Source organism: Streptomyces sp. NPDC104381, from assembly GCF_055583745.1.
This window is the reverse complement of record NZ_JBVJNK010000007.1, coordinates 223,596-242,768: the sequence shown is the minus strand read 5'-3', so window position 1 is coordinate 242,768 and position 19,173 is coordinate 223,596. Positions and strand designations below refer to the sequence as shown.

General features: G+C 68.1%; 21 protein-coding genes and 1 tRNA gene. 14 read left to right on the top strand and 8 right to left on the bottom strand.

Features of this window, described 5'->3' with window-relative positions; genetic code table 11:
- Positions 1 to 20: 20 nt before the first annotated feature.
- Both ACZ607_RS25440 and ACZ607_RS25435 read left to right on the top strand, forming a co-directional pair.
- A complete protein-coding gene (locus ACZ607_RS25440) occupies positions 21 to 1,076 on the top strand; it encodes a ferredoxin reductase (RefSeq protein WP_469738123.1) in 1,056 nt (351 codons plus the stop codon).
- Positions 1,077 to 1,083: 7 nt separating this feature from the next.
- On the top strand, positions 1,084 to 2,202 hold the full coding sequence (locus ACZ607_RS25435; protein ID WP_469738121.1) for a fatty acid desaturase family protein: 1,119 nt from the start codon (positions 1,084 to 1,086) through the stop codon (positions 2,200 to 2,202).
- Between the two features lie 429 nt (positions 2,203 to 2,631).
- On the opposite strand, the gene ACZ607_RS25430 is transcribed toward ACZ607_RS25435, so the two are convergent.
- The 4 genes from ACZ607_RS25430 to ACZ607_RS25415 form a co-directional block, all read right to left on the bottom strand.
- Positions 2,632 to 2,775 carry a hypothetical protein gene (locus tag ACZ607_RS25430; protein WP_469738119.1) on the bottom strand — a complete coding sequence of 48 codons (144 nt, stop codon included), beginning with the start codon at positions 2,773 to 2,775 and terminating at the stop codon, positions 2,632 to 2,634.
- A gap of 132 nt (positions 2,776 to 2,907) precedes the next feature.
- Positions 2,908 to 3,273, bottom strand: a complete 366-nt coding sequence (locus ACZ607_RS25425; RefSeq protein WP_469738117.1) for a hypothetical protein — start codon at positions 3,271 to 3,273, stop codon at positions 2,908 to 2,910.
- 120 nt (positions 3,274 to 3,393) lie between these two features.
- Positions 3,394 to 3,795 (bottom strand): DNA-binding protein, encoded by a 402-nt coding sequence (locus ACZ607_RS25420; RefSeq protein WP_469738116.1) that lies wholly within the window; start codon positions 3,793 to 3,795, stop codon positions 3,394 to 3,396.
- A complete protein-coding gene (locus tag ACZ607_RS25415; protein ID WP_469738114.1) occupies positions 3,792 to 4,040 on the bottom strand; it encodes a type II toxin-antitoxin system CcdA family antitoxin in 249 nt (82 codons plus the stop codon). Before ACZ607_RS25415 ends, ACZ607_RS25420 begins: the two co-directional genes overlap by 4 nt.
- 387 nt (positions 4,041 to 4,427) lie before the next feature.
- Here ACZ607_RS25415 and ACZ607_RS25410 point away from each other — a divergent pair, with 387 nt between their 5' ends.
- From ACZ607_RS25410 to ACZ607_RS25385, 6 genes are all read left to right on the top strand, one after another.
- Positions 4,428 to 5,162 carry a Crp/Fnr family transcriptional regulator gene (locus ACZ607_RS25410; RefSeq protein ID WP_469738112.1) on the top strand — a complete coding sequence of 245 codons (735 nt, stop codon included), beginning with the start codon at positions 4,428 to 4,430 and terminating at the stop codon, positions 5,160 to 5,162.
- A gap of 115 nt (positions 5,163 to 5,277) precedes the next feature.
- The gene (locus ACZ607_RS25405; RefSeq protein WP_469738110.1) at positions 5,278 to 6,066 is read left to right on the top strand and encodes a hypothetical protein; all 789 of its coding nucleotides are present in this window, start codon (positions 5,278 to 5,280) and stop codon (positions 6,064 to 6,066) included.
- A complete protein-coding gene (locus ACZ607_RS25400) occupies positions 6,063 to 6,350 on the top strand; it encodes a hypothetical protein (RefSeq protein ID WP_469738108.1) in 288 nt (95 codons plus the stop codon). The genes ACZ607_RS25405 and ACZ607_RS25400 overlap by 4 nt, the downstream gene beginning before the upstream one ends.
- A complete protein-coding gene (locus ACZ607_RS25395) occupies positions 6,341 to 7,087 on the top strand; it encodes a hypothetical protein (protein ID WP_469738106.1) in 747 nt (248 codons plus the stop codon). Before ACZ607_RS25400 ends, ACZ607_RS25395 begins: the two co-directional genes overlap by 10 nt.
- Positions 7,084 to 7,392, top strand: a complete 309-nt coding sequence (locus ACZ607_RS25390; protein WP_469738104.1) for a helix-turn-helix domain-containing protein — start codon at positions 7,084 to 7,086, stop codon at positions 7,390 to 7,392. Before ACZ607_RS25395 ends, ACZ607_RS25390 begins: the two co-directional genes overlap by 4 nt.
- Positions 7,389 to 8,504, top strand: a complete 1,116-nt coding sequence (locus tag ACZ607_RS25385; RefSeq protein WP_469738102.1) for a hypothetical protein — start codon at positions 7,389 to 7,391, stop codon at positions 8,502 to 8,504. Before ACZ607_RS25390 ends, ACZ607_RS25385 begins: the two co-directional genes overlap by 4 nt.
- Before the next feature lie 129 nt (positions 8,505 to 8,633).
- Here ACZ607_RS25385 and ACZ607_RS25380 read toward each other — a convergent pair.
- A tRNA-Gly gene (locus tag ACZ607_RS25380) sits at positions 8,634 to 8,704 on the bottom strand.
- Between the two features lie 466 nt (positions 8,705 to 9,170).
- Here ACZ607_RS25380 and dcd point away from each other — a divergent pair.
- Together dcd and ACZ607_RS25370 are read left to right on the top strand one after the other, a co-directional pair.
- Positions 9,171 to 9,746, top strand: coding sequence for a dCTP deaminase (dcd, locus tag ACZ607_RS25375; RefSeq protein ID WP_099173424.1), 576 nt, complete (start codon positions 9,171 to 9,173; stop codon positions 9,744 to 9,746).
- A 6-nt stretch (positions 9,747 to 9,752) separates the two neighbouring features.
- Positions 9,753 to 10,253, top strand: coding sequence for a phosphoribosyltransferase (locus ACZ607_RS25370; protein WP_099173425.1), 501 nt, complete (start codon positions 9,753 to 9,755; stop codon positions 10,251 to 10,253).
- A 77-nt stretch (positions 10,254 to 10,330) separates the two neighbouring features.
- Here the strand turns inward: ACZ607_RS25370 and ACZ607_RS25365 are convergent, their stop codons facing one another.
- From ACZ607_RS25365 to ACZ607_RS25355, 3 genes are all read right to left on the bottom strand, one after another.
- On the bottom strand, positions 10,331 to 11,260 hold the full coding sequence (locus tag ACZ607_RS25365; protein ID WP_469738100.1) for a Yip1 family protein: 930 nt from the start codon (positions 11,258 to 11,260) through the stop codon (positions 10,331 to 10,333).
- A gap of 193 nt (positions 11,261 to 11,453) precedes the next feature.
- Complete coding sequence (locus ACZ607_RS25360) at positions 11,454 to 13,721, bottom strand: (Fe-S)-binding protein (protein ID WP_469738098.1); 2,268 nt, start codon at positions 13,719 to 13,721, stop codon at positions 11,454 to 11,456.
- Positions 13,722 to 13,813: 92 nt separating this feature from the next.
- Entirely contained in the window at positions 13,814 to 14,560 is a 747-nt protein-coding gene (locus ACZ607_RS25355; protein WP_469738096.1) for a sugar transferase, read from the bottom strand.
- A gap of 326 nt (positions 14,561 to 14,886) precedes the next feature.
- Here ACZ607_RS25355 and dnaK point away from each other — a divergent pair, with 326 nt between their 5' ends.
- The 4 genes from dnaK to ACZ607_RS25335 all read left to right on the top strand — a co-directional run bounded on the left by dnaK (position 14,887) and on the right by ACZ607_RS25335 (position 19,128).
- Complete coding sequence (gene dnaK / locus ACZ607_RS25350; RefSeq protein WP_124277745.1) at positions 14,887 to 16,743, top strand: molecular chaperone DnaK; 1,857 nt, start codon at positions 14,887 to 14,889, stop codon at positions 16,741 to 16,743.
- Positions 16,740 to 17,393: a nucleotide exchange factor GrpE gene (grpE, locus tag ACZ607_RS25345; RefSeq protein WP_469738093.1), complete on the top strand. Its 654-nt coding sequence runs from the start codon at positions 16,740 to 16,742 to the stop codon at positions 17,391 to 17,393. The genes dnaK and grpE overlap by 4 nt, the downstream gene beginning before the upstream one ends.
- A gap of 93 nt (positions 17,394 to 17,486) precedes the next feature.
- On the top strand, positions 17,487 to 18,680 hold the full coding sequence (dnaJ, locus tag ACZ607_RS25340) for a molecular chaperone DnaJ (RefSeq protein WP_469738091.1): 1,194 nt from the start codon (positions 17,487 to 17,489) through the stop codon (positions 18,678 to 18,680).
- Position 18,681: 1 nt separating this feature from the next.
- Positions 18,682 to 19,128 (top strand): heat shock protein transcriptional repressor HspR, encoded by a 447-nt coding sequence (locus tag ACZ607_RS25335; protein ID WP_014155378.1) that lies wholly within the window; start codon positions 18,682 to 18,684, stop codon positions 19,126 to 19,128.
- Positions 19,129 to 19,173: the final 45 nt, after the last annotated feature.

Sequence of the window (19,173 nt, the reverse complement as noted above, 5' to 3'; positions counted from 1 at the left end):
AGGCGCAGCAAGCTGGGGTCATGACGAGTACAGCCCTTCGCGGCAGGGCGTGGAAACTGCTGGAGATGGTCACGACGCCGCTGTTGCCGTCGGACTACCTCGACCTGGTCAGCCCGCTCCGTACGGGCGCTGACCTCCGGGGGCGCATCGAGGCGGTGCACCCCGAGACGAGTGACGCCGCGACGGTCGTGATCAGGCCGGGGCGGGGCTGGCGAGGCCACACGGCCGGCCAGTACGTGCGGATCGGGGTCGACGTCGATGGGGTGCGCCTGTGGCGTGCCTACTCCATCACCTCGCCGACGAACCGCCAGGACGGCCGCATCACGATCACCGTGAAGGCGATCCCGGACGGCAAGGTCAGCAATCACCTGGTCCGCAGGGCGAAACCGGGCACGCTGATCCAGCTCGACCAGGCGACCGGTGACTTCGTCCTGCCGCGGGCCGAGCCCGCCAAGGTGCTCTACCTGACGGCCGGCAGCGGCATCACCCCCGTGATGGGCATGCTGCGCGACACCGGACTCGACGACGTCGTCATGGTCCACTGCGCGCCACAGCCTCAGGACGTGATCTTCCGCAAGGAACTGCACAGCCTGGTCGCGGACAAGAAGCTTCGGCTCACCGAGGTGCACACCGACATCGACGGCAAGCTCGACATCGCCCGTCTCCAGGAACTCGTGCCCGACTGGGCCGAGCGCGAGACCTGGGCCTGTGGGCCCGCAGGTCTGCTCGACGCCGCCGAAGAGCACTGGACCGAACAGGGCGTCCGAGAACGCCTGCACACCGAACGGTTCCGCGCGGGCATCGTCATCGCCGGCGAAGGCGGCGAGGTCACGTTCAGCACCACCGGCAAGACCATCGACGCGGACGGCGCCACGCCGCTGCTGGACATCGGCGAGGAAGCCGGCGTGCTCATGCCCTCCGGGTGCCGTATGGGCATCTGCTTCGGCTGCGTCACGCCGCTCAAGGCCGGCGCCGTCCGCGACCTTCGTACCGGCGAGATCACCGAGGCCGAGCCGGGCGTCCTCATCCAGACCTGTGTGTCCGCCGCGGCGGGCCCCTGCGACATCGAACGGTAGGAGCACCGTGACCGCCATCGACCCCACCGCCCACCTGACCGCGGAGCGGATCGAGGAACTGGGCCGCGAGCTGGACGCGATCCGCGACGAGGTGATCGCCGACCGCGGCGAGAAGGACGCCGCCTACATCCGCCGGGTCATCTCCGTGCAGCGCAAGCTGGAGCTGGTCAGCAGGGGTGTGCTGCTGTTCTCGATCTTCCCGCCCGCATGGCTGATCGGCACCGCCGGGCTGTCCGTGGCGAAGATCATGGACAACATGGAGATCGGGCACAACATCCTGCACGGCCAGTGGGACTGGATGCGCGACCCGAAGATCCACTCCACCACCTGGGAGTGGGACCACGTCTCGCCGGCCGATCAGTGGAAGCACTCGCACAACGAGCTGCACCACACGTACACCAACGTGATCGGCAAGGACAACGACCTCGGCTACGGCATCATGCGCGTCGACGAGGACCAGAAGTGGCACCCCTTCCACCTCGGCCAGCCGCTGTGGAACTTCCTCAACGCCTGCTTCTTCGAGTACGGCATTGCGGCATACGACCTGGAGCTCGGCAAGAACCTCCACAAGCGCCGCCGCAAGAACCCGGAGTTCCGCGCGCGGGCCAGGGCGGTGGGCCGCAAGATCCGCAAGCAGGTGCTCAAGGACTACGTGATCCACCCCCTGCTGTCGGGCCCCTCGTTCCTCACCACACTCGCCGCCACGTTCACCGCGAACCTGGTCCGCAATCTCTGGACCCACTCGGTGATCATGTGCGGGCACTTCCCCGAGGGCGTACAGGTCTTCGAGCGCCGGTCGATCACGGGCGAGACCCGCGGCCAGTGGTACCTGCGCCAGATGATGGGCTCGGCGAACATCAGCGGCAGCAAGGCCATGCACTTCATGACCGGTAACCTGTCGCACCAGATCGAGCACCACCTGTTCCCGGACCTGCCGAGCAACCGGTACGCCGAGGTCGCGGTGAAGGTGCGCGCGCTGTTCGAGAAGTACGAGCTGGAGTACGTCACCGGCCCGCTGCCCAAGCAGGTGTTCTCCGCGTGGCACAAGGTCTTCCGGCTCGCACTGCCGAACAAGCGGCCCAAGATCGGAACGTCGGACCGTGAGCAGGACCTCATCGCCGCCTGACTCCCTGGCCGCACCTCAAGCCCTCGGTGACGCCACTGCTGCGACACGACGGCCTGCTCGGCCACTGGAGTTCCCTGCCGCCGGGTCCTACAACTCGGTGAGCGCACGCCGGACAGACGCGGCAGTGTCATGAGCAAGTCCGCTGGTACAAGCACGGCCGAGGGCGGCGCGGCAGGCCGTTCTTGGGCTGACGTACTCCCCGGCCTGGCTGGCGACCGAAGCCGGACGGCGACATCCGCGTTCCGCTCCGGGCCGACAAGAAAGCCCCGGACGGTTGGCCTGGGGCTTTTTTTCATGGAGCGGCCGCTCTGCTGGGCACGGATGGGGCACGTCGACGACGGTTCATCAGTCTGAAATTCTGCGCTGGAGCGGGTGACGGAATACAGAACGGGAGCCACCTGTGCCGCAGATACTCCGGCGGCGCAGACGTCAGGCCTGGAAGGCTTCGGTGACGACGATCTGCGGGTCGGCGTGGCGCCGTATGAAGGTGTAGATGAGCCAGCCGCGTCCGCCGGCCAGGTCCACGATGTGGGGGCCGCCGGGGCTTGCAGAGGCCAGAGGTCGGACGGTCATCCAGTGCGGGAGCGAGGCATCGGCGTCGATCCCCCGGAAGTCAGGTCACTGCCTTCGGCGGGCATGTTCTGGAGTCGTGCTGCGCCTGCTTCGCCCAGTTCATTTGCCAAGGCTTCCGCAGTGGTTCGCCGATCACTCTCCGGGCTTCCTCTCAGCGGCTTCGTGCTGGAAGCGGCTGTACTCCTCCAGAAGCCGGAGGGACTCCTCGGGGTCCTCTGACTTGGCGGCGCGGGCTTCGAGGCCGCGAAGGTGCGAGTCGAGGACGGGGTTCCGGGCGATGGCGTACTGCGTCCACCACAGGCGCATGAAGGCGGGCACGAGCGTGATGTTGAAGGCGTCGCCGATGACGCGCCTCCAGTGCGCCTCAAAGTCCGGGAGGAGGTGCGGAGTGTGTTCCTGAATCGCCAACCGAAGGGCTTGAGGCGTGTGTTCGGGCATGGGCGGCAACCGCAGGGGTTCCCCCTCGTACCCATCGAAGTGGAGTGCGTGGGCGGGCATGGTTCGTGCTCCTTGGCGTGGGGGTGGGTCAGGCCGCCTCGTGTCGGCTGGGCACGGATGGGGCACGAGGGTAGCGGTGTGGCGGACCCTGCCAGGGTGTGCTCGGGGTGGGGTGGCGCGTCAGAGGGGGATGATGCGGATCCGGTTTCCGCAGAGTTTGGTCATGTCATCGCTGTCGGACGTCAGCAGGGCGACGGGTTTCGGCTGGCGGAGCGCGACCTCGGCGACGGTGGCGTCGATGGCGTACTTGTGCCCGTGCAGTCCGGCTCCCTTGAGGAGCTCAGCCGCCGCCTTCGCCGTCTGCTCGGTGACCGGCTCCACCTTGATGCGGGACAAGGCCCAGTTCAGGCGAGGCATGTTGGTGCGGGAGTGGCTGACTTCCACGATGGTGTTTGCCCCGATCACCAGGTCGGCTCCTATGTCGTGGAAGACCTGAAGCATCGCGAGGAGCTTGCGGTCCTGCGCGATCCAGGCGGAGAGCCCTTCCGAGTCCAGGACGACGGTTTCGACGCGCTCGCTCACGCAGCATCCGCGCCCGTGGAGGAGCCGGCGGAGCCGAAGATCTTCCCGCGTGCCTCGGCGAGCTCCTCATCGCTGAAGGGGCCGTGCTTCTCCTCGTGGCGGCGGAGGTCGTCGCCCAGGAGCTGGTGCCGGATCTGGCGGGCTACTGCCTCCGCCACATAGCCGGAGACGTTGTCCGTCAGCTTGCGGAGCTCCGCCACCTGGTCGCTGGGGAGCGTGACGGTGATGCGAGTCGTTGAGGACATGTAGCAAGCATACTGGAGTATGCACTTGCTTGCTCGGGATTCCCCCCAAGCCTGGACGGCCGCGGCCGTAATTCTGCACACGCTGGAAAACCACGCTTGGCGGCAACCCCGTAGTTGCAGCCGTCCCCACAGCCTCCACACCTGGGGCCGGCCCCGAACGCAAGAAAGGCCCTGGTCGCTGACCGGGTCCATCAAAGAGCGGTAACGGGAATCGAACCGCATGATGCCGCCCTGCACAAGCACCTGGGAAGATCGTCGGAGTCCCTCGCCTCGACGCGCCGCACCATGCACACGCACCACGTCGTTGCCATCCGCACGCTCTTTCCGCTCGAATCCGGGCCTGATTGCCTTGTCGGAAGGCACTTGGACTCGACCACGAGGTGGGGTATGGAGCGCACGACCCAGGGGGCAGCACAGAGCGGTACGTATGGCATCGGCGAGCGGCAGCCCTCCCCCTTCCTTGGCAGCTTGTCGGAGGAGGCCAGGGAAGAACTGCTGAGTATCGGTTCCCCGCAGCAGTATTCGCACGGAGCGAAGATCCTCGTGGAGGGGGCACCGGGCGATTGCCTGATGCTCTTGGAGACCGGCTACGTCAAGGTCACCAGGAAGCGCGCCAACGGGCATGAAGCCCTGATCGCCATCCGGGCCAGCGGGGACGTGGTCGGAGAGATGGCCGTGATCGACGGCACGCCCAGGTCGGCCACGGTGACGGCGGGTGAGGACATCGACGTACACGTCATCCAACGCCGAGCCGTGCAGAAATTCCTGGGTAAGTATCCCGAGATCACCTTTCACATCATGCGACTCAGCAACCGGCGCCTGCACAGCGCGAATTCCTGGCGCATCGTGTTCGGCGAGTTCCCGGTTCGTGTACGGCTAGCCCGGGTGCTCGCCGAACTCGCCGAGAACCACGGGGAGCTCATCGGCTCGCACACTCTGATCTGCGTCGAGCTCACGCAGGCCGAACTCGCCGCGCTCATCGGATCACGAGAGAGGTCGGTCCAGGGGGCGCTGGCGGGGTTCCGTGACGCAGGAGTCATGAGGATCAGGAACGGTGAGATGGCGGTGCTCAAGCCCGACCGCCTCCGGGCGATTGGGCTCCTGTCGCCGATCGACCGCTGACAGGAACCTGCATCCCGCATTTTTGCGGCCTCTCCGGAAAGTTCGACCCGTCGGCAGCACAGTTGGCGACCAGCACCACTGACTATCCGAACTCATCGAGTAGGTGATGGTTCACATGACGTCGAAGCCGACCTTCCGACCAGGGGACAAGCCCTGGCCGGAAAACGACCGCCGTATCTGCCTGGCGGCGGACATCGAGCAGTACAGCCGCTTTGACACACCAGGCCAGCAGACCGCACAGGCCCAGCTTGCCCGCGTGCTGAGGGCGGCAGCCGAACTCAGCGGGCTGGACCACGGCACGTGGTCCGTCCAGCCGCAGGGCGACATGGAGTTCGCTGTCCTCCCGGCCGGCACTTCCGAGCAGCTGGTGCTAGGTGAATACGTCACCCACCTGGCGGCCGAGCTCGGCGGCTACAACGCCACCCGCCGGCCCGCCGAACGGATGCGGCTCCGGGTGGCCATCGACACCGGCGTGGCCGCCACCGCCGCCCTCGGCTTCTCAGGCCCCGCCCCAATCGCTGTGGCCCGCTACCTGAACGCACCCGAGGTAAAGCGGGCCCTGGCGGCGGCGGGGTCAACGAGCCTGGCCGTGGTGATCTCAGACCGGCTGTACCAGGACGTGGTGCGCTTGCGGTTACACGGACACGACCCGGAGCAGTACCGCCGTATCCACGTCGAACAGAAGGGGTTCGCCGGGTACGGCTGGGTTCGGCTGCCCGGTGTGGACCTGCAGGACGTGGGGGAATCCCGACCGGACTCGCCGGAGGGCGGACCGCGGCCCGCGGCGCGAGCGGCGGCGGAACGGCCGAGCTTCGTCCAGCAGGACGTTCACGGCACGGCCGTCCAGGGCGTGATCCACGGGTCCGTCGTCCACGGGGTGGTGCCCGGCGGGGCAGGCCGATGAACTACGTCCTGCCTGCAGGAGGCTGCGCCTCTTGCAGGAACGCAGCAGGCGGCAACCGCCAGCAGGACACCCAGGGCCTCTCCGTCCAGGGCCGAACCGGCGACGTGTACTACTACGCCGCCGCCTGCGACCACGACTCCGCCGCGAGCACGAGGCGGTACACGGCCGGTTTCTCGCCGGTCCCCTACGAGACTCTGCGCGAGGAGTTGCACCGGATCGCCCGGGCCTGCTCACGCATCGTGGACGGCATGGCTGACGATTCGGGAGGTTCACCATGGGACTGATCCCCTACAACCGGGTGTTCGATGTGCTGGAGCACCGATTCCTGCTCACCGACTTGCCCTTTCCGGTCATGATGGCCGAGGGCCCCACCCAGCTCTCCGCCCTTGCGGCCCGACGGGCGCTGTACGACAGGTCGGCGGACCCGTCGCTCCGCGAAGAAATCTGGCGTAAGGCGGTCGATGCGGCGCAGCGCGACACCGATGTGGCGGGATCAGCCCGCCTGTTGACGCTCTGGCTGGCCCTGCCCGTGATGCGGAGCATGCTCTACCGGATAGCGATCCGGTGGCCGATCGACCGGCGGGAGCTCGAATCCGAGGCGGTGCTCGCCCTCCTGACAGTGCTTGCGGACGCGGACCTGCGGACCCAGCAGGCGGGCCGCGCACTGCTGCGCCCCTCCGTCAACCGAGTCTGGGCGTTCGCCAGGGCCCGCACTCGGGAGCGGCCAGTGGCGGATGTCGAGGAGCTGGCCGCCGCATACCTCTCCGTGGAGTCTCCCGCGGAGTCGCCGACGGGTGACTGGCACGACGGCTGGGAGCTGCGGGTGTCGCCACCCGCCCGTCCCGACGGACTGTCCGCGACCGTGCGATTCAGCGTTGCGCCGGACCGGTTGGAGAGCTTCCGACTGGGCGAGCTGGCGGGCCACTTGGGTCTCGGAGCGATCGTGCACCGGGCGCGGCGTCCGAGCGAGGGCAGCCGCATCGGCACCCTGTCGCTGCGTCCAGCAGGAGGGCGACGATGACCCCACGTTCCAAGACCTGGCTGTCGTTCGGTGAGGCGTTCGATCTGCCGTTGGTCGTTGACCTGCGTACCGCCGCCCGGGCGCTTGGGCTCGGCCGAGGTACCGCGTACAAGCTCCTTCACCAGGACGCCTTCCCTTGCCAGGTCCTGCGCCTCGGGTGGCAGTACCGGATTCCCACCGCCGACCTGCTTCGGGCGCTCGGGATCGAGGAGCGCCCGATCTACCCGGCTGATCTGCGAGCCGGTGCCCATTTCCAGGAACAGCGCGATTCCGTAACGGAGTTCGAAACGGAGGACTACGCATGACCATCGTGGCCGCCGCCGAGCCGAAGCCCGAGGAAGCGCCGATGACGACCTGCTTCGTCATCGCGCCCATCGGCGATGAACACGCCCCGGACGGGAGCCCGGAACTCCTGGCGTACGAGGAGAACCTGGAAATCTACGAGAAGGTGATCCTGCCCGCCTGCGCCAGGCACGGCATCGTCCCGGTCAGGGCCGACGGGATCGCCGACACGGGTGAGATCACCGAGCAGATCTGCCGCCACGTGCTGCAGGACGACATCGTGATCGCCGACCTCACCGGGGGCAACGCGAACGTCACCTACGAGCTGGGGATCCGGCACCTGACGGGCAAACCGATCATCCACATAGGCGAGCACGGGCAGCTGCCGTTCGACCTCTCGCTGATCCGGACGATCATGTTCAAGCGCAGCCGGAGCGGTCTGGTCAGTGCGCGACGGGACCTGGAATCTGCGCTGAAGGGTGCCTTGGACAACCGGTTCGAGCCGCTGACCCCGGCCCGGATCCTGTTCGGGCTGCCGGCGGCGTCGCCACGGGCAGCTGCGGTCGAGGCGGAGCCGGACGACCTGGAGGCCCCCGGACTGTTCGATCAGTTCGCCCGGGTGGAGGCGCAGGCGGAGGCGATGGGCGAGACCACGGAGGCAATCGCCGGGTTCATGACGGTGATCGCCGAATCTGCTGTGCAGATCGGTCCCGTGATGGAACAGGCCGCCCAGCCGGGGGCGCCGATGAGCGCGTGGCTGCCGGCGATGCACGAGTTGTCCAAGGCGATGGCCGAACCGGCCACCGGTCTCCGGGAGGCATGCACCCGTTTCGCCGGGCAGATGGTGGAGATGGACGCGGCGGTCCAGACGGCATTCGACGTCATCGAGGAGATGCCGCCCGAGCAGCGCGCCGGTTCGCCGAGCGGCTTCCTGGAGCAGATGATCAGTACCGCCGAGTCCACCCATGATGTGGTCGGCGTGCTCGAAGAGATCGAGGTCGGCATGCGGTGGATGGTGAAGATGAGCCGGGAGCTGCGGGTGCCGGGCCGAGACCTCACGGCTGCGGTCAAGCAGGTCAGTGGCGTGATGGCCCGGATCGCAGACTGGGAGCGCAGGGCCCGCGCGTTGATCTGACCGTGAGGCGGAGAGCCCCCTGCTCCACCACGGCCCAGCGGCTGAACCGGGCGACACGATCTCGGCAGGCCACGAGTAGGTCCTGACAACGACGAACCCCCGGGTCGCTGACCCGGGGGTTCGTGGAAGAGCGGGTGACGAGAATCGAACTCGCGCTCTGAGCTTGGGAAGCTCATGTTCTACCATTAAACTACACCCGCGAAGCGCGCCGATGATCGGCTGTGCACCGTCCCACACTCTACCCCATCCCAGGCCCCCGGTGTTTTCGCCGTGGGGCCCGGGTGTCGTTTCGGGGGGTGGACGCGGGTGTGGGGGCGGGGAGTTGAGGGCGTAGCGTGGGTGGGCGGAGTGCCGCCTGGAGTGGCGTCCCGTTCATCCCCTAATGTGGCGGTCTCGTCCAAGGCTGGTTGGGGAAGGGACTTGATGGAGTCGATGGAGCGCACCGTCGTCCGCTGTGCCGAAGGGCACGTTTTTGCCGCCTCTTCGTTCCCGATGCAGCAGCTCGGGTCCGAGCGGATCGGTCCCGGGCGGCTCATCCGCTGTCCGCGTTGTGCGCGGTTGAGGCAGGCCGTTCCTGTGGCGTTCGAGGAGCGCTAGAGGTGTGAGTCAGGCGCGTGGGCCGGTCCGGGTTGGGGTCGGCCTGCGCGTTCTGCGTATCCTCGGTGCGTGCTTCTCTCAGATAAGGACCTCCGGGCCGAGATCGATGCCGGGCGGGTTCGCATTGACCCGTTCGACGCGTCGATGGTGCAGCCCTCGAGCATCGATGTGCGGCTGGACCGCTACTTCCGGGTGTTCGAGAACCACCGCTATCCGCATATCGATCCCGCCGTCGAGCAGGTGGACCTGACCCGTCAGGTCGAGCCGGACGGCGACGAGGCGTTCATCCTGCACCCCGGCGAGTTCGTCCTGGCGTCGACGTACGAGGTCATCTCGCTCCCCGACGACCTGGCGTCGCGGCTGGAGGGGAAGAGCTCACTGGGCCGGCTCGGGCTGGTGACGCATTCCACGGCCGGGTTCATCGACCCGGGGTTCTCGGGCCATGTGACGCTTGAGCTGTCGAATCTGGCGACGCTGCCGATAAAGCTCTGGCCGGGAATGAAGATCGGGCAGCTGTGCATGTTCCGGCTGACGTCGTCCTCGGAGTTTCCGTACGGATCCGAGCGTTACGGATCGCGTTATCAGGGCCAGCGAGGGCCGACCGCCTCGCGTTCTTTCATGAATTTCCATCGGACACAGGTGTGATACGGCATGGCTGGTGAAGTGCGGGAGAATCTGACGTACGAGGCCTTCGGGCACGCCGTACGTGAGCTGGCGCAGGCGGTGGCCGACGACGGCTACGAGCCGGATGTCGTGCTGAGCATCGCGCGGGGCGGGGTCTTCGTCGCGGGCGGGCTGGCGTACGCCCTGGACTGCAAGAACATCCACCTGGTGAACGTGGAGTTCTACACCGGGGTCGGCACCACCCTGGAAATGCCCGTCATGCTGGCGCCCGTCCCCAATGCCATCGACTTCACGCAGAAGAAGGTGCTCATCGCGGACGACGTCGCGGATACGGGAAAGACGCTGAAACTCGTCCGTGACTTCTGCATCGACCATGTGGCCGAGGTGCGCAGCGCGGTCATCTACGAGAAGCCGCAGTCGCTCGTGAAATGCGAGTACGTGTGGAAGAAGACCGATCAGTGGATCAACTTCCCGTGGAGTGTGGAGAAGCCCGTCGTGCGTCGTGAGGGTCAGGTTCTCGACTCCTAGGATCCCAGGACGCGCGCGAGAGACACAGGAGGGGCCCCGGTGCGGTTGCCGCACCGGGGCCCCTCTCGCATGTCCGGTCAGATCGTGCCGAGCTTGATGATCGAGAGCAGCGCGATCAGCTGGATCGCCGAGGCGCCCAGCGCCTTCGGCCACGGCAGGTCGTGCGACTTGCTCACCATCGAGGTGAACAGCGCCCCGGCGGCCAGCCAGGTGATCCAGCCGAGTATCTGGACCAGGGAGTTCTCACCGCCCAGGAACAGGGCGAAGACGAGGCGGGGCGCGTCCGTGATGGACATGATCAGCATCGACAGGCCCACGGTCGGCTGCCACGAGCCCGTGCCGCCGAGCTGGCGGGCCAGGGTGTGCGTGACCGCGCCGAGGACCAGTCCGCCGATGACGAAGCCGACGCCGGTGAAGATGACGTACGGGGCGGCCGTGGAGACCTCGGCGTGGATCGCCTCGTCGCGCGCCTGGTCGAAGCCGAAGAGCGCGAGCAGGCCGTAGACGAAGGTGACGACGATGGCGGTGCCCCAGACGGGGTAGTCGCGCATCTGCCAGAACGTCGGTCCCGGCCGCATCACGATGCCGCTCAGCAGCTGCTTCCAGTGCAGCCGCGGCCCCGACGGCTGCGCGGGGGCCTGGCCGGCCTGGTAGGTGTTGCCGGCGCCGTACGGGTCCTCGTCGATCCTGAACGCCTGGGTGTGTCCCGGGGCGTTGGCGTACGGGTCCTGTTGCGACGGCTGGTGGTACGGGTCGCCGAAGTACTCCGGTTCGCCGTGCCCGCCTGCGTGCCCGTTCCCACCCCCGTGTCCGTTGCCGCCGTGCCCGCCGCCGTACGGGGCGCCCTGGGAGCCTCCGTACGGTGCGCCGCCGTTGCCTCCTGCCGGGGGCCACGACTGCCCGCCGTACGGCGGCGGTGACGCCTGTGTGCCGTACGGCTGTTGCTGCTGCGGGTGTTGTTGCGGTGTGCGGTTGTCCCGGCCGCGTCCGATCCTGAATCCAGCCACCCATCGAACGTACCTGGTCCGTACGGGTGCGGTGTGGGGGCCGGGGGAACAGGGGGCCCATTGCGGCCTAGCTGTGACATCCCCTAGGGGAACCCCGGGGGGTTCGCCGTACCCTCTGCCGCGCCCCCTGACGCGACGGAGCGGCCGGTCCTGCCCCCGAGGCAGGTCCGGCCGCTTCCGTGGTGGGGGACGGCTACTGGACGGGTGCCGGTTCCGGCTGGCCGGCCGGCTCCGCGTCGCCCTCCGGGTCGGCGGGCGTCTTCACCGATTCGAGGAGCAGCTGGGACACGTCGACGACCTGGACCGACTCCTTCGCCTTGCCGTCGTTCTTCTTGCCGTTGACCGAGTCGGTCAGCATGACGAGGCAGAACGGGCACGCGGTGGAGACGATGTCCGGGTTGAGGGAGAGGGCTTCGTCGACGCGCTCGTTGTTGATGCGCTTGCCGATCCGCTCCTCCATCCACATCCGGGCACCACCGGCGCCGCAGCAGAAGCCGCGCTCCTTGTGGCGGTGCATCTCCTCGTTCCGCAGACCCGGGACCTTGGCGATGATCTCGCGCGGGGGCGTGTAGATCTTGTTGTGACGGCCCAGGTAGCAGGGGTCGTGGTACGTGATCAGGCCCTCGACCGGGGTGACCGGCACGAGCTTGCCCTCGTCCACCAGGTGCTGGAGCAGCTGCGTGTGGTGGATGACCTCGTACTCGCCGCCGAGTTGCGGGTACTCGTTGGCGATGGTGTTGAAGCAGTGCGGGCAGGTCGCGACGATCTTCTTCGTCGCCTTCGGCTTCTTCGTCTCCGGCTCGTCGTCGTCCTCGCCGAACGCCATGTTCAGCATCGCGACGTTCTCCTGGCCGAGCTGCTGGAACAGCGGCTCGTTGCCCAGGCGGCGGGCCGAGTCACCCGTGCACTTCTCGTCGCCGCCCATGATCGCGAACTTGACGCCCGCGATGTGCAGCAGCTCCGCGAAGGCCTTGGTGGTCTTCTTGGCCCGGTCCTCCAGGGCGCCGGCGCAGCCGACCCAGTAGAGGTAGTCGACCTCGGTGAGGTCCTCGACGTCCTTGCCGACGATCGGGACCTCGAAGTCGACCTCCTTGGTCCACTCGACGCGCTGCTTCTTGGCGAGCCCCCAGGGGTTGCCCTTCTTCTCCAGGTTCTTGAGCATCGTGCCCGCCTCGGACGGGAACGCGGACTCGATCATCACCTGGTAGCGGCGCATGTCGACGATGTGGTCGACGTGCTCGATGTCGACCGGGCACTGCTCCACGCACGCACCGCAGGTGGTGCACGACCAGAGCACGTCCGGGTCGATGACGCCGTTCTCCTCCAGCGTCCCGATCAGGGGGCGCTCGGCCTCCGCGAGGGCGGCCGCGGGGACGTCCTTGAGCTGCTCCTCGGTGGCCTTCTCGTTGCCCTCCATGTCCTTGCCGCCACCGGCCAGCAGGTACGGCGCCTTGGCGTGCGCGTGGTCGCGCAGGGACATGATCAGGAGCTTCGGGGAGAGCGGCTTGCCCGTGTTCCAGGCGGGGCACTGCGACTGGCAGCGGCCGCACTCGGTGCACGTGGAGAAGTCGAGGATGCCCTTCCAGGAGAACTGCTCGACCTGGGAGACGCCGAAGGTGTCGTCCTCGCCCGGGTCCTCCCAGTCGATCTCCTTGCCGCCCGAGGTCATCGGCAGCAGGGCGCCGAGCGAGACCGCTCCGTCGGCGTTCCGCTTGAACCAGATGTTCGGGAAGGCGAGGAAGCGGTGCCAGGCGACACCCATGTCGGTCTTCAGGGCGACCGTGATCATCCAGATGAAGGAGGTCGCGATCTTCAGGCCGGCGAAGAAGTAGGTGAGGTTCTGGAGCGTGGAGACGTCCATCCCCTCGAGCCAGGAGACCACCGGGTACGAGATGAAGAACGACGCCTCGTAGCTGTTCACGTGGTGCTGGGCGCCTTCGAGGGCGTGGAGCATGAAGATGCAGACGCCGACGATGAGGATGACGGCCTCGACGAAGTACGCCTGGCCGAAGTTGGAGCCCGCGAAGCGGGACTTGCGCCCCGGCTTGTCCGGCCTGCTGAGCTGGCGGATCACGATCAGGACCACGATGCCGAGCACCGTCATCGTGCCGATGAACTCGACGAAGACGTTGTACGGAGCCCACTCGCCGACGATCGGCAGCAGCCAGTCGGCCTGGAACAGCTGGCCGATGGCGTTGACGATCGTCAGCAGCAGCGAGAAGAAGCCCACGGCCACGAACCAGTGCGCGACACCGACGATGCCCCAGCGGTTCATCCGGGTGTGGCCGAGGAACTCCTTGGCCACGGTGACGGTGCGCTGTACGGGCTCATCGGTGCGGGTGCCCGCGGGCACGTTCTGGCCGAGTCGCATGAAGGTGTAGATCTGCAGGAGGGCGCGGGCGAAAAGTGCCGCGCCGACCACGATCAGAACCAGCGACACGATGATCGCGGCGAGTTGCATTTGGGGGCTCCTCGGGCCTGCGAGGGTGGGGTCCGGTGCGTACAAGCGATTACTAAGCAGTAACTTAATCAGTCTGTGCTGACACTATCCACTTATTCCGCCACGCTGTAGCCGGGCAAGCGGTGATCTGTGTCGCTCAGGTGAGCCTTCCCCGGACGTCGCAGTCCGCGGAGTGCCGCATGCAGGGGGATGCGTACGGATTGCGCCAGGATCGCCAGGTCGAGCCCTGTCCCATGATGCTCTGCGTAGTGGGCGTCCAGGAGGGCGGGTTCGTCCCAGGGCATCCCCGAGCGGGCGCGCACCTGGGCCAGGCCGGTCAGGCCCGGCCGGACGCTCTGGCGCCAGTGCCCGGCGGCGGGTCCGAGGCGGGCGGCCTCCCCGGGGGTGAGGGGCGGCGGGCCGACCAGTGAGAGCTCTCCCCGTACGACGTGGGGCAGCCGGGACAGCAGGTCGAGCCGGAGCCGGCGGGTGCGCAGCGAGCGGAGTTCGAAGGGGCGGCCCGCGAGCCCGACCCGGATCTCACGCTTCAGTACGCGTCCGGGGGTGCGGGACGTCCGGAGGGCGAGGGCCAGCGCGGCGAGGGCGACTGCGGGAGCCGTCAGCAGGAGCAGCGCCGAGCCGAGCGCCAGGTCGAGAGCTCGCTTGGCCGTCAGGGCCGACAGGGAGCCGATGGCCCGGCCGGCGGCCGTGGAGACCGGTGCCCAGGCGGCGCGCCCGGCCGTCATGGTTGCGCGGGCGATCCCGGGGAAGGGGCCGGTGGCGGGCCGGGAGGTCCTGGTCTTCGCCGGCCGGGCGGGCTGCCGTCTCCTTCGTACCGCAGTCTGCTTCGCGTTCCGCATGGCACCTGCCCGGAGTCGATGACGGGACGGTATGACCGTCTCGATGCATTTTGTGACAGAACGATCCCACGGTGCGATGGTGGGTGGGGTGTGTGTGACGTGCGGCTCACCCCGGTGTCGCGGATTCGGGGTGCCGGTGTCGCGGATCCGGGGCGCCCCGGCGGACGCCTCTCCGCTTCTTTCGCCACCCGAATGCGGAAAATGCCTGCTCAGCGCAGTTGCGAGCACATAAGTTGAGCGTAAGTGGCTCAGGTCCTTTGACTCCGGGGTGGGTGTCATGCATCCTTGAGTCAGATCCACTCAAGTAGTCAGTTGGAGGAATTGAAATGGCACGTGCGGTCGGCATCGACCTGGGCACGACTAACTCCGTCGTCAGCGTTCTCGAAGGCGGCGAGCCCACCGTCATCACCAACGCCGAAGGCGCCAGGACCACGCCGTCCGTCGTCGCCTTCGCGAAGAACGGCGAGGTGCTGGTCGGCGAGGTCGCCAAGCGCCAGGCGGTCACCAACGTCGACAGGACGATCCGTTCGGTCAAGCGCCACATGGGCACGGACTGGAAGATCGAGCTCGACGGCAAGAACTTCAACCCGCAGCAGATGAGCGCCTTCATCCTGCAGAAGCTGAAGCGCGACGCCGAGTCCTACCTGGGCGAGAAGGTCACCGACGCGGTGATCACCGTCCCGGCGTACTTCAACGACTCGGAGCGCCAGGCGACCAAGGAGGCCGGCGAGATCGCGGGCCTGAACGTCCTGCGCATCGTCAACGAGCCGACGGCCGCCGCCCTGGCGTACGGCCTCGACAAGGACGACCAGACGATCCTCGTCTTCGACCTCGGTGGCGGCACCTTCGACGTGTCCCTCCTGGAGATCGGCGACGGCGTCGTCGAGGTGAAGGCCACCAACGGTGACAACCACCTCGGTGGTGACGACTGGGACCAGCGGGTCGTCGACTACCTGGTGAAGCAGTTCGCCAACGGGCACGGTGTGGACCTGTCCAAGGACAAGATGGCTCTCCAGCGTCTCCGCGAGGCCGCGGAGAAGGCGAAGATCGAGCTCTCGTCCTCGACCGAGACCACGATCAACCTGCCCTACATCACGGCGTCCGCCGAGGGCCCGCTGCACCTGGACGAGAAGCTCACGCGCTCGCAGTTCCAGCAGCTGACCGCGGACCTCCTGGACCGCTGCAAGAACCCGTTCCACAACGTCATCAAGGACGCGGGCATCCAGCTCTCCGAGATCGACCACGTCGTTCTCGTCGGTGGCTCGACCCGTATGCCGGCCGTCGCCGAGCTCGTCAAGGAGCTCACGGGCGGCCAGGACGCCAACAAGGGTGTGAACCCGGACGAGGTCGTCGCCATCGGCGCCTCGCTCCAGGCCGGTGTCCTCAAGGGCGAGGTCAAGGACGTCCTGCTCCTCGATGTGACCCCGCTGTCCCTGGGCATCGAGACCAAGGGAGGGATCATGACGAAGCTCATCGAGCGCAACACCACGATCCCGACCAAGCGTTCCGAGATCTTCACGACGGCCGAGGACAACCAGCCGTCCGTGCAGATCCAGGTCTACCAGGGCGAGCGCGAGATCGCGGCGTACAACAAGAAGCTCGGGATGTTCGAGCTCACCGGTCTGCCGCCGGCCCCGCGTGGCGTGCCGCAGATCGAGGTCGCCTTCGACATCGACGCCAACGGCATCATGCACGTCGCTGCCAAGGACCTCGGCACCGGCAAGGAGCAGAAGATGACCGTCACCGGTGGCTCCTCGCTGCCGAAGGACGAGGTCAACCGGATGCGTGAAGAGGCCGAGCAGTACGCCGACGAGGACCACCGTCGTCGTGAGGCCGCCGAGTCGCGCAACCAGGGCGAGCAGCTCGTCTACCAGACGGAGAAGTTCCTCAAGGACAACGAGGACAAGGTCCCCGGCGACGTGAAGACGGAGGTGGAGACCGCGCTCACCGAGCTGAAGGAGAAGCTCAAGGGCGAGGACACCGCCGAGATCCGTACGGCCACCGAGAAGGTCGCGGCCGTCTCCCAGAAGCTGGGCCAGGCGATGTACGCCAACACCCAGGCCGAGGGTGCGGCCCCGGGCGCCGACGAGGCGCCGGGCGACGGTCAGGCCAAGGCCGACGACGACGTCGTCGACGCCGAGATCGTGGACGACGAGAAGGACACGAAGGGCGGTGCGGCGTGACCGAGGAGACCCCGGGCTTCGACGAGAAGCCTGACGTCCCCTCCGGCGCCAACTCCGACGACGCCGAGCCGAAGGCAGCCGCTCCCTCCTCCGAGGAGGAGGCGGCGGCCCCGGCCGGGGACGTACAGCAGACAGCGGCCCTGACGGCTCAGCTGGACCAGGTCCGTACCGCGCTCAACGAGCGTACGGGCGACCTCCAGCGGCTCCAGGCCGAGTACCAGAACTACCGTCGCCGCGTCGAGCGGGACCGGGTGCAGGTCAAGGAGGTCGCGGCAGCGGGTCTGCTGAGCGAGCTCCTGCCCGTCCTCGACGACGTCGGCCGGGCACGGGAGCACGGCGAGCTCGTCGGCGGCTTCAAGTCGGTGGCCGAGTCCCTGGAGACGGTCGTCGCGAAGCTGGGACTCCAGCAGTTCGGCAAGGAGGGCGAGCCCTTCGACCCGACGATCCACGAGGCCCTGATGCACTCGTACGCGCCGGACGTCACCGAGACGACCTGCGTGGCGATCCTGCAGCCTGGGTACCGCATCGGGGAGCGCACCATCCGCCCCGCGCGGGTGGCCGTGGCCGAGCCGCAGCCGGGCGCCACGCCCGCGGCGGCGAAGGAAGAGAAGGCAGACGACGAGGAGAGCGGTGGCACCGAAGAGGTCTGACATTCCGTCCGACCACAGCGGTGAACACCGACGGGGCGTGCGGCCGGCCACAGGGCCGGCCGCACGGCCGATCGTCCGGAAGGAGGGACGTCGATGAGCACGAAGGACTTCGTCGAGAAGGACTACTACAAGGTTCTCGGCGTCCCCAAGGACGCCACCGACGCCGAGGTCAAGAAGGCGTACCGGAAGCTCGCCCGCGAGTACCACCCGGACGCCAACAAGGGTGACGCCAAGGCCGAGGAGCGCTTCAAGGAGATCTCCGAGGCGAACGACGTCCTCGGTGACCCCAAGAAGCGCAAGGAGTACGACGAGGCGCGCGCCCTCTTCGGCAACGGAGGCTTCCGGGCGGGTCCCGGCGGCGCGGGCGGCAACTTCAACTTCGACCTGGGCGACCTCTTCGGGGGCGCCCCGGGCGGCGGCGGCCAGGGTGCCGGTGCCGGCGGGTTCGGCGGCGGTGGCGGCGGCCTGGGCGATGTCTTCGGCGGCCTGTTCAACCGCGGTGGCGCGGGCACACGGGTCCAGCCGCGCCGCGGCCAGGACATCGAGTCCGAGGTGACGCTCAGCTTCACCGAGGCGGTGGACGGGGCCACGGTCCCGCTGCGGATGTCCAGCCAGGCGCCCTGCAAGGCGTGTTCGGGCACCGGCGACAAGAACGGCACCCCGAGGGTCTGCCCGACCTGCGTCGGGACCGGCCAGGTCTCGCGCGGCACCGGCGGCGGCTTCTCGCTCACCGATCCCTGCGTGGACTGCAAGGGCCGGGGCCTCATCGCCCAGGACCCCTGCGACGTCTGCAAGGGCAGCGGCCGGGCGAAGTCGGCCCGCACGATGCAGGTCAGGATTCCGGCAGGGGTGTCGGACGGCCAGCGGATCCGGCTGCGCGGCAAGGGCAGTCCGGGCGAGCGCGGCGGCCCGGCCGGCGACCTCTACGTCGTCGTCCACGTCGACGCCCACCCGGTCTTCGGCCGCAAGGGCGACAACCTCACGGTCACCGTGCCCGTCACCTTCCCGGAGGCGGCACTCGGCGGCGAGGTGAAGGTCCCCACCCTCGGCGGGCCCCCGGTCACCCTGAAGCTCCCGGCCGGTACGCCCAACGGACGTACGATGCGGGCCCGGGGCAAGGGCGCCGTACGCAAGGACGGCACCCGGGGCGACCTTCTGGTCACCGTCGAGGTGTCGGTGCCCACGGACCTCGGCACGGACGCCCAGGACGCGCTGGAGGCCTACCGGAAGTCGACCGCGGGGGAGGACCCGCGGGCGGAGCTGTTCCAGGCTGCGAAGGGAGCTTGAGATGGACGGCCGTCGACGCAATCCGTACCAGCTGACCGATGAATCACCGGTCTACGTGATCTCGATCGCGGCCCAGCTCTCGGGCCTGCACCCGCAGACGCTGCGCCAGTACGACCGCCTCGGCCTGGTCTCGCCCGACCGTACGGCCGGGCGCGGTCGGCGCTACTCGGCCCGTGACATCGAGCTGCTCCGCACGGTGCAGCAGCTGTCGCAGGACGAGGGCATCAACCTCGCGGGCATCAAGCGCATCATCGAGCTGGAGAACCAGGTGGCCGCGCTCCAGCAGCGCGTCGCCGAGCTCTCGGCGGCGGTGGACGGCGCGGCCGTGGCCATGCAGCAGCGCGAGGCCCAGGTGCACGCCTCCTACCGGCGTGACCTCGTGCCGTACCAGGACGTGCAGCAGACCAGCGCGCTGGTCGTCTGGCGTCCGAAGAGGCCGAAGGACTGAGCCGAGGACCGGGCCCGGCCCGCATCGGGCCTCGTGAGGCTTCGG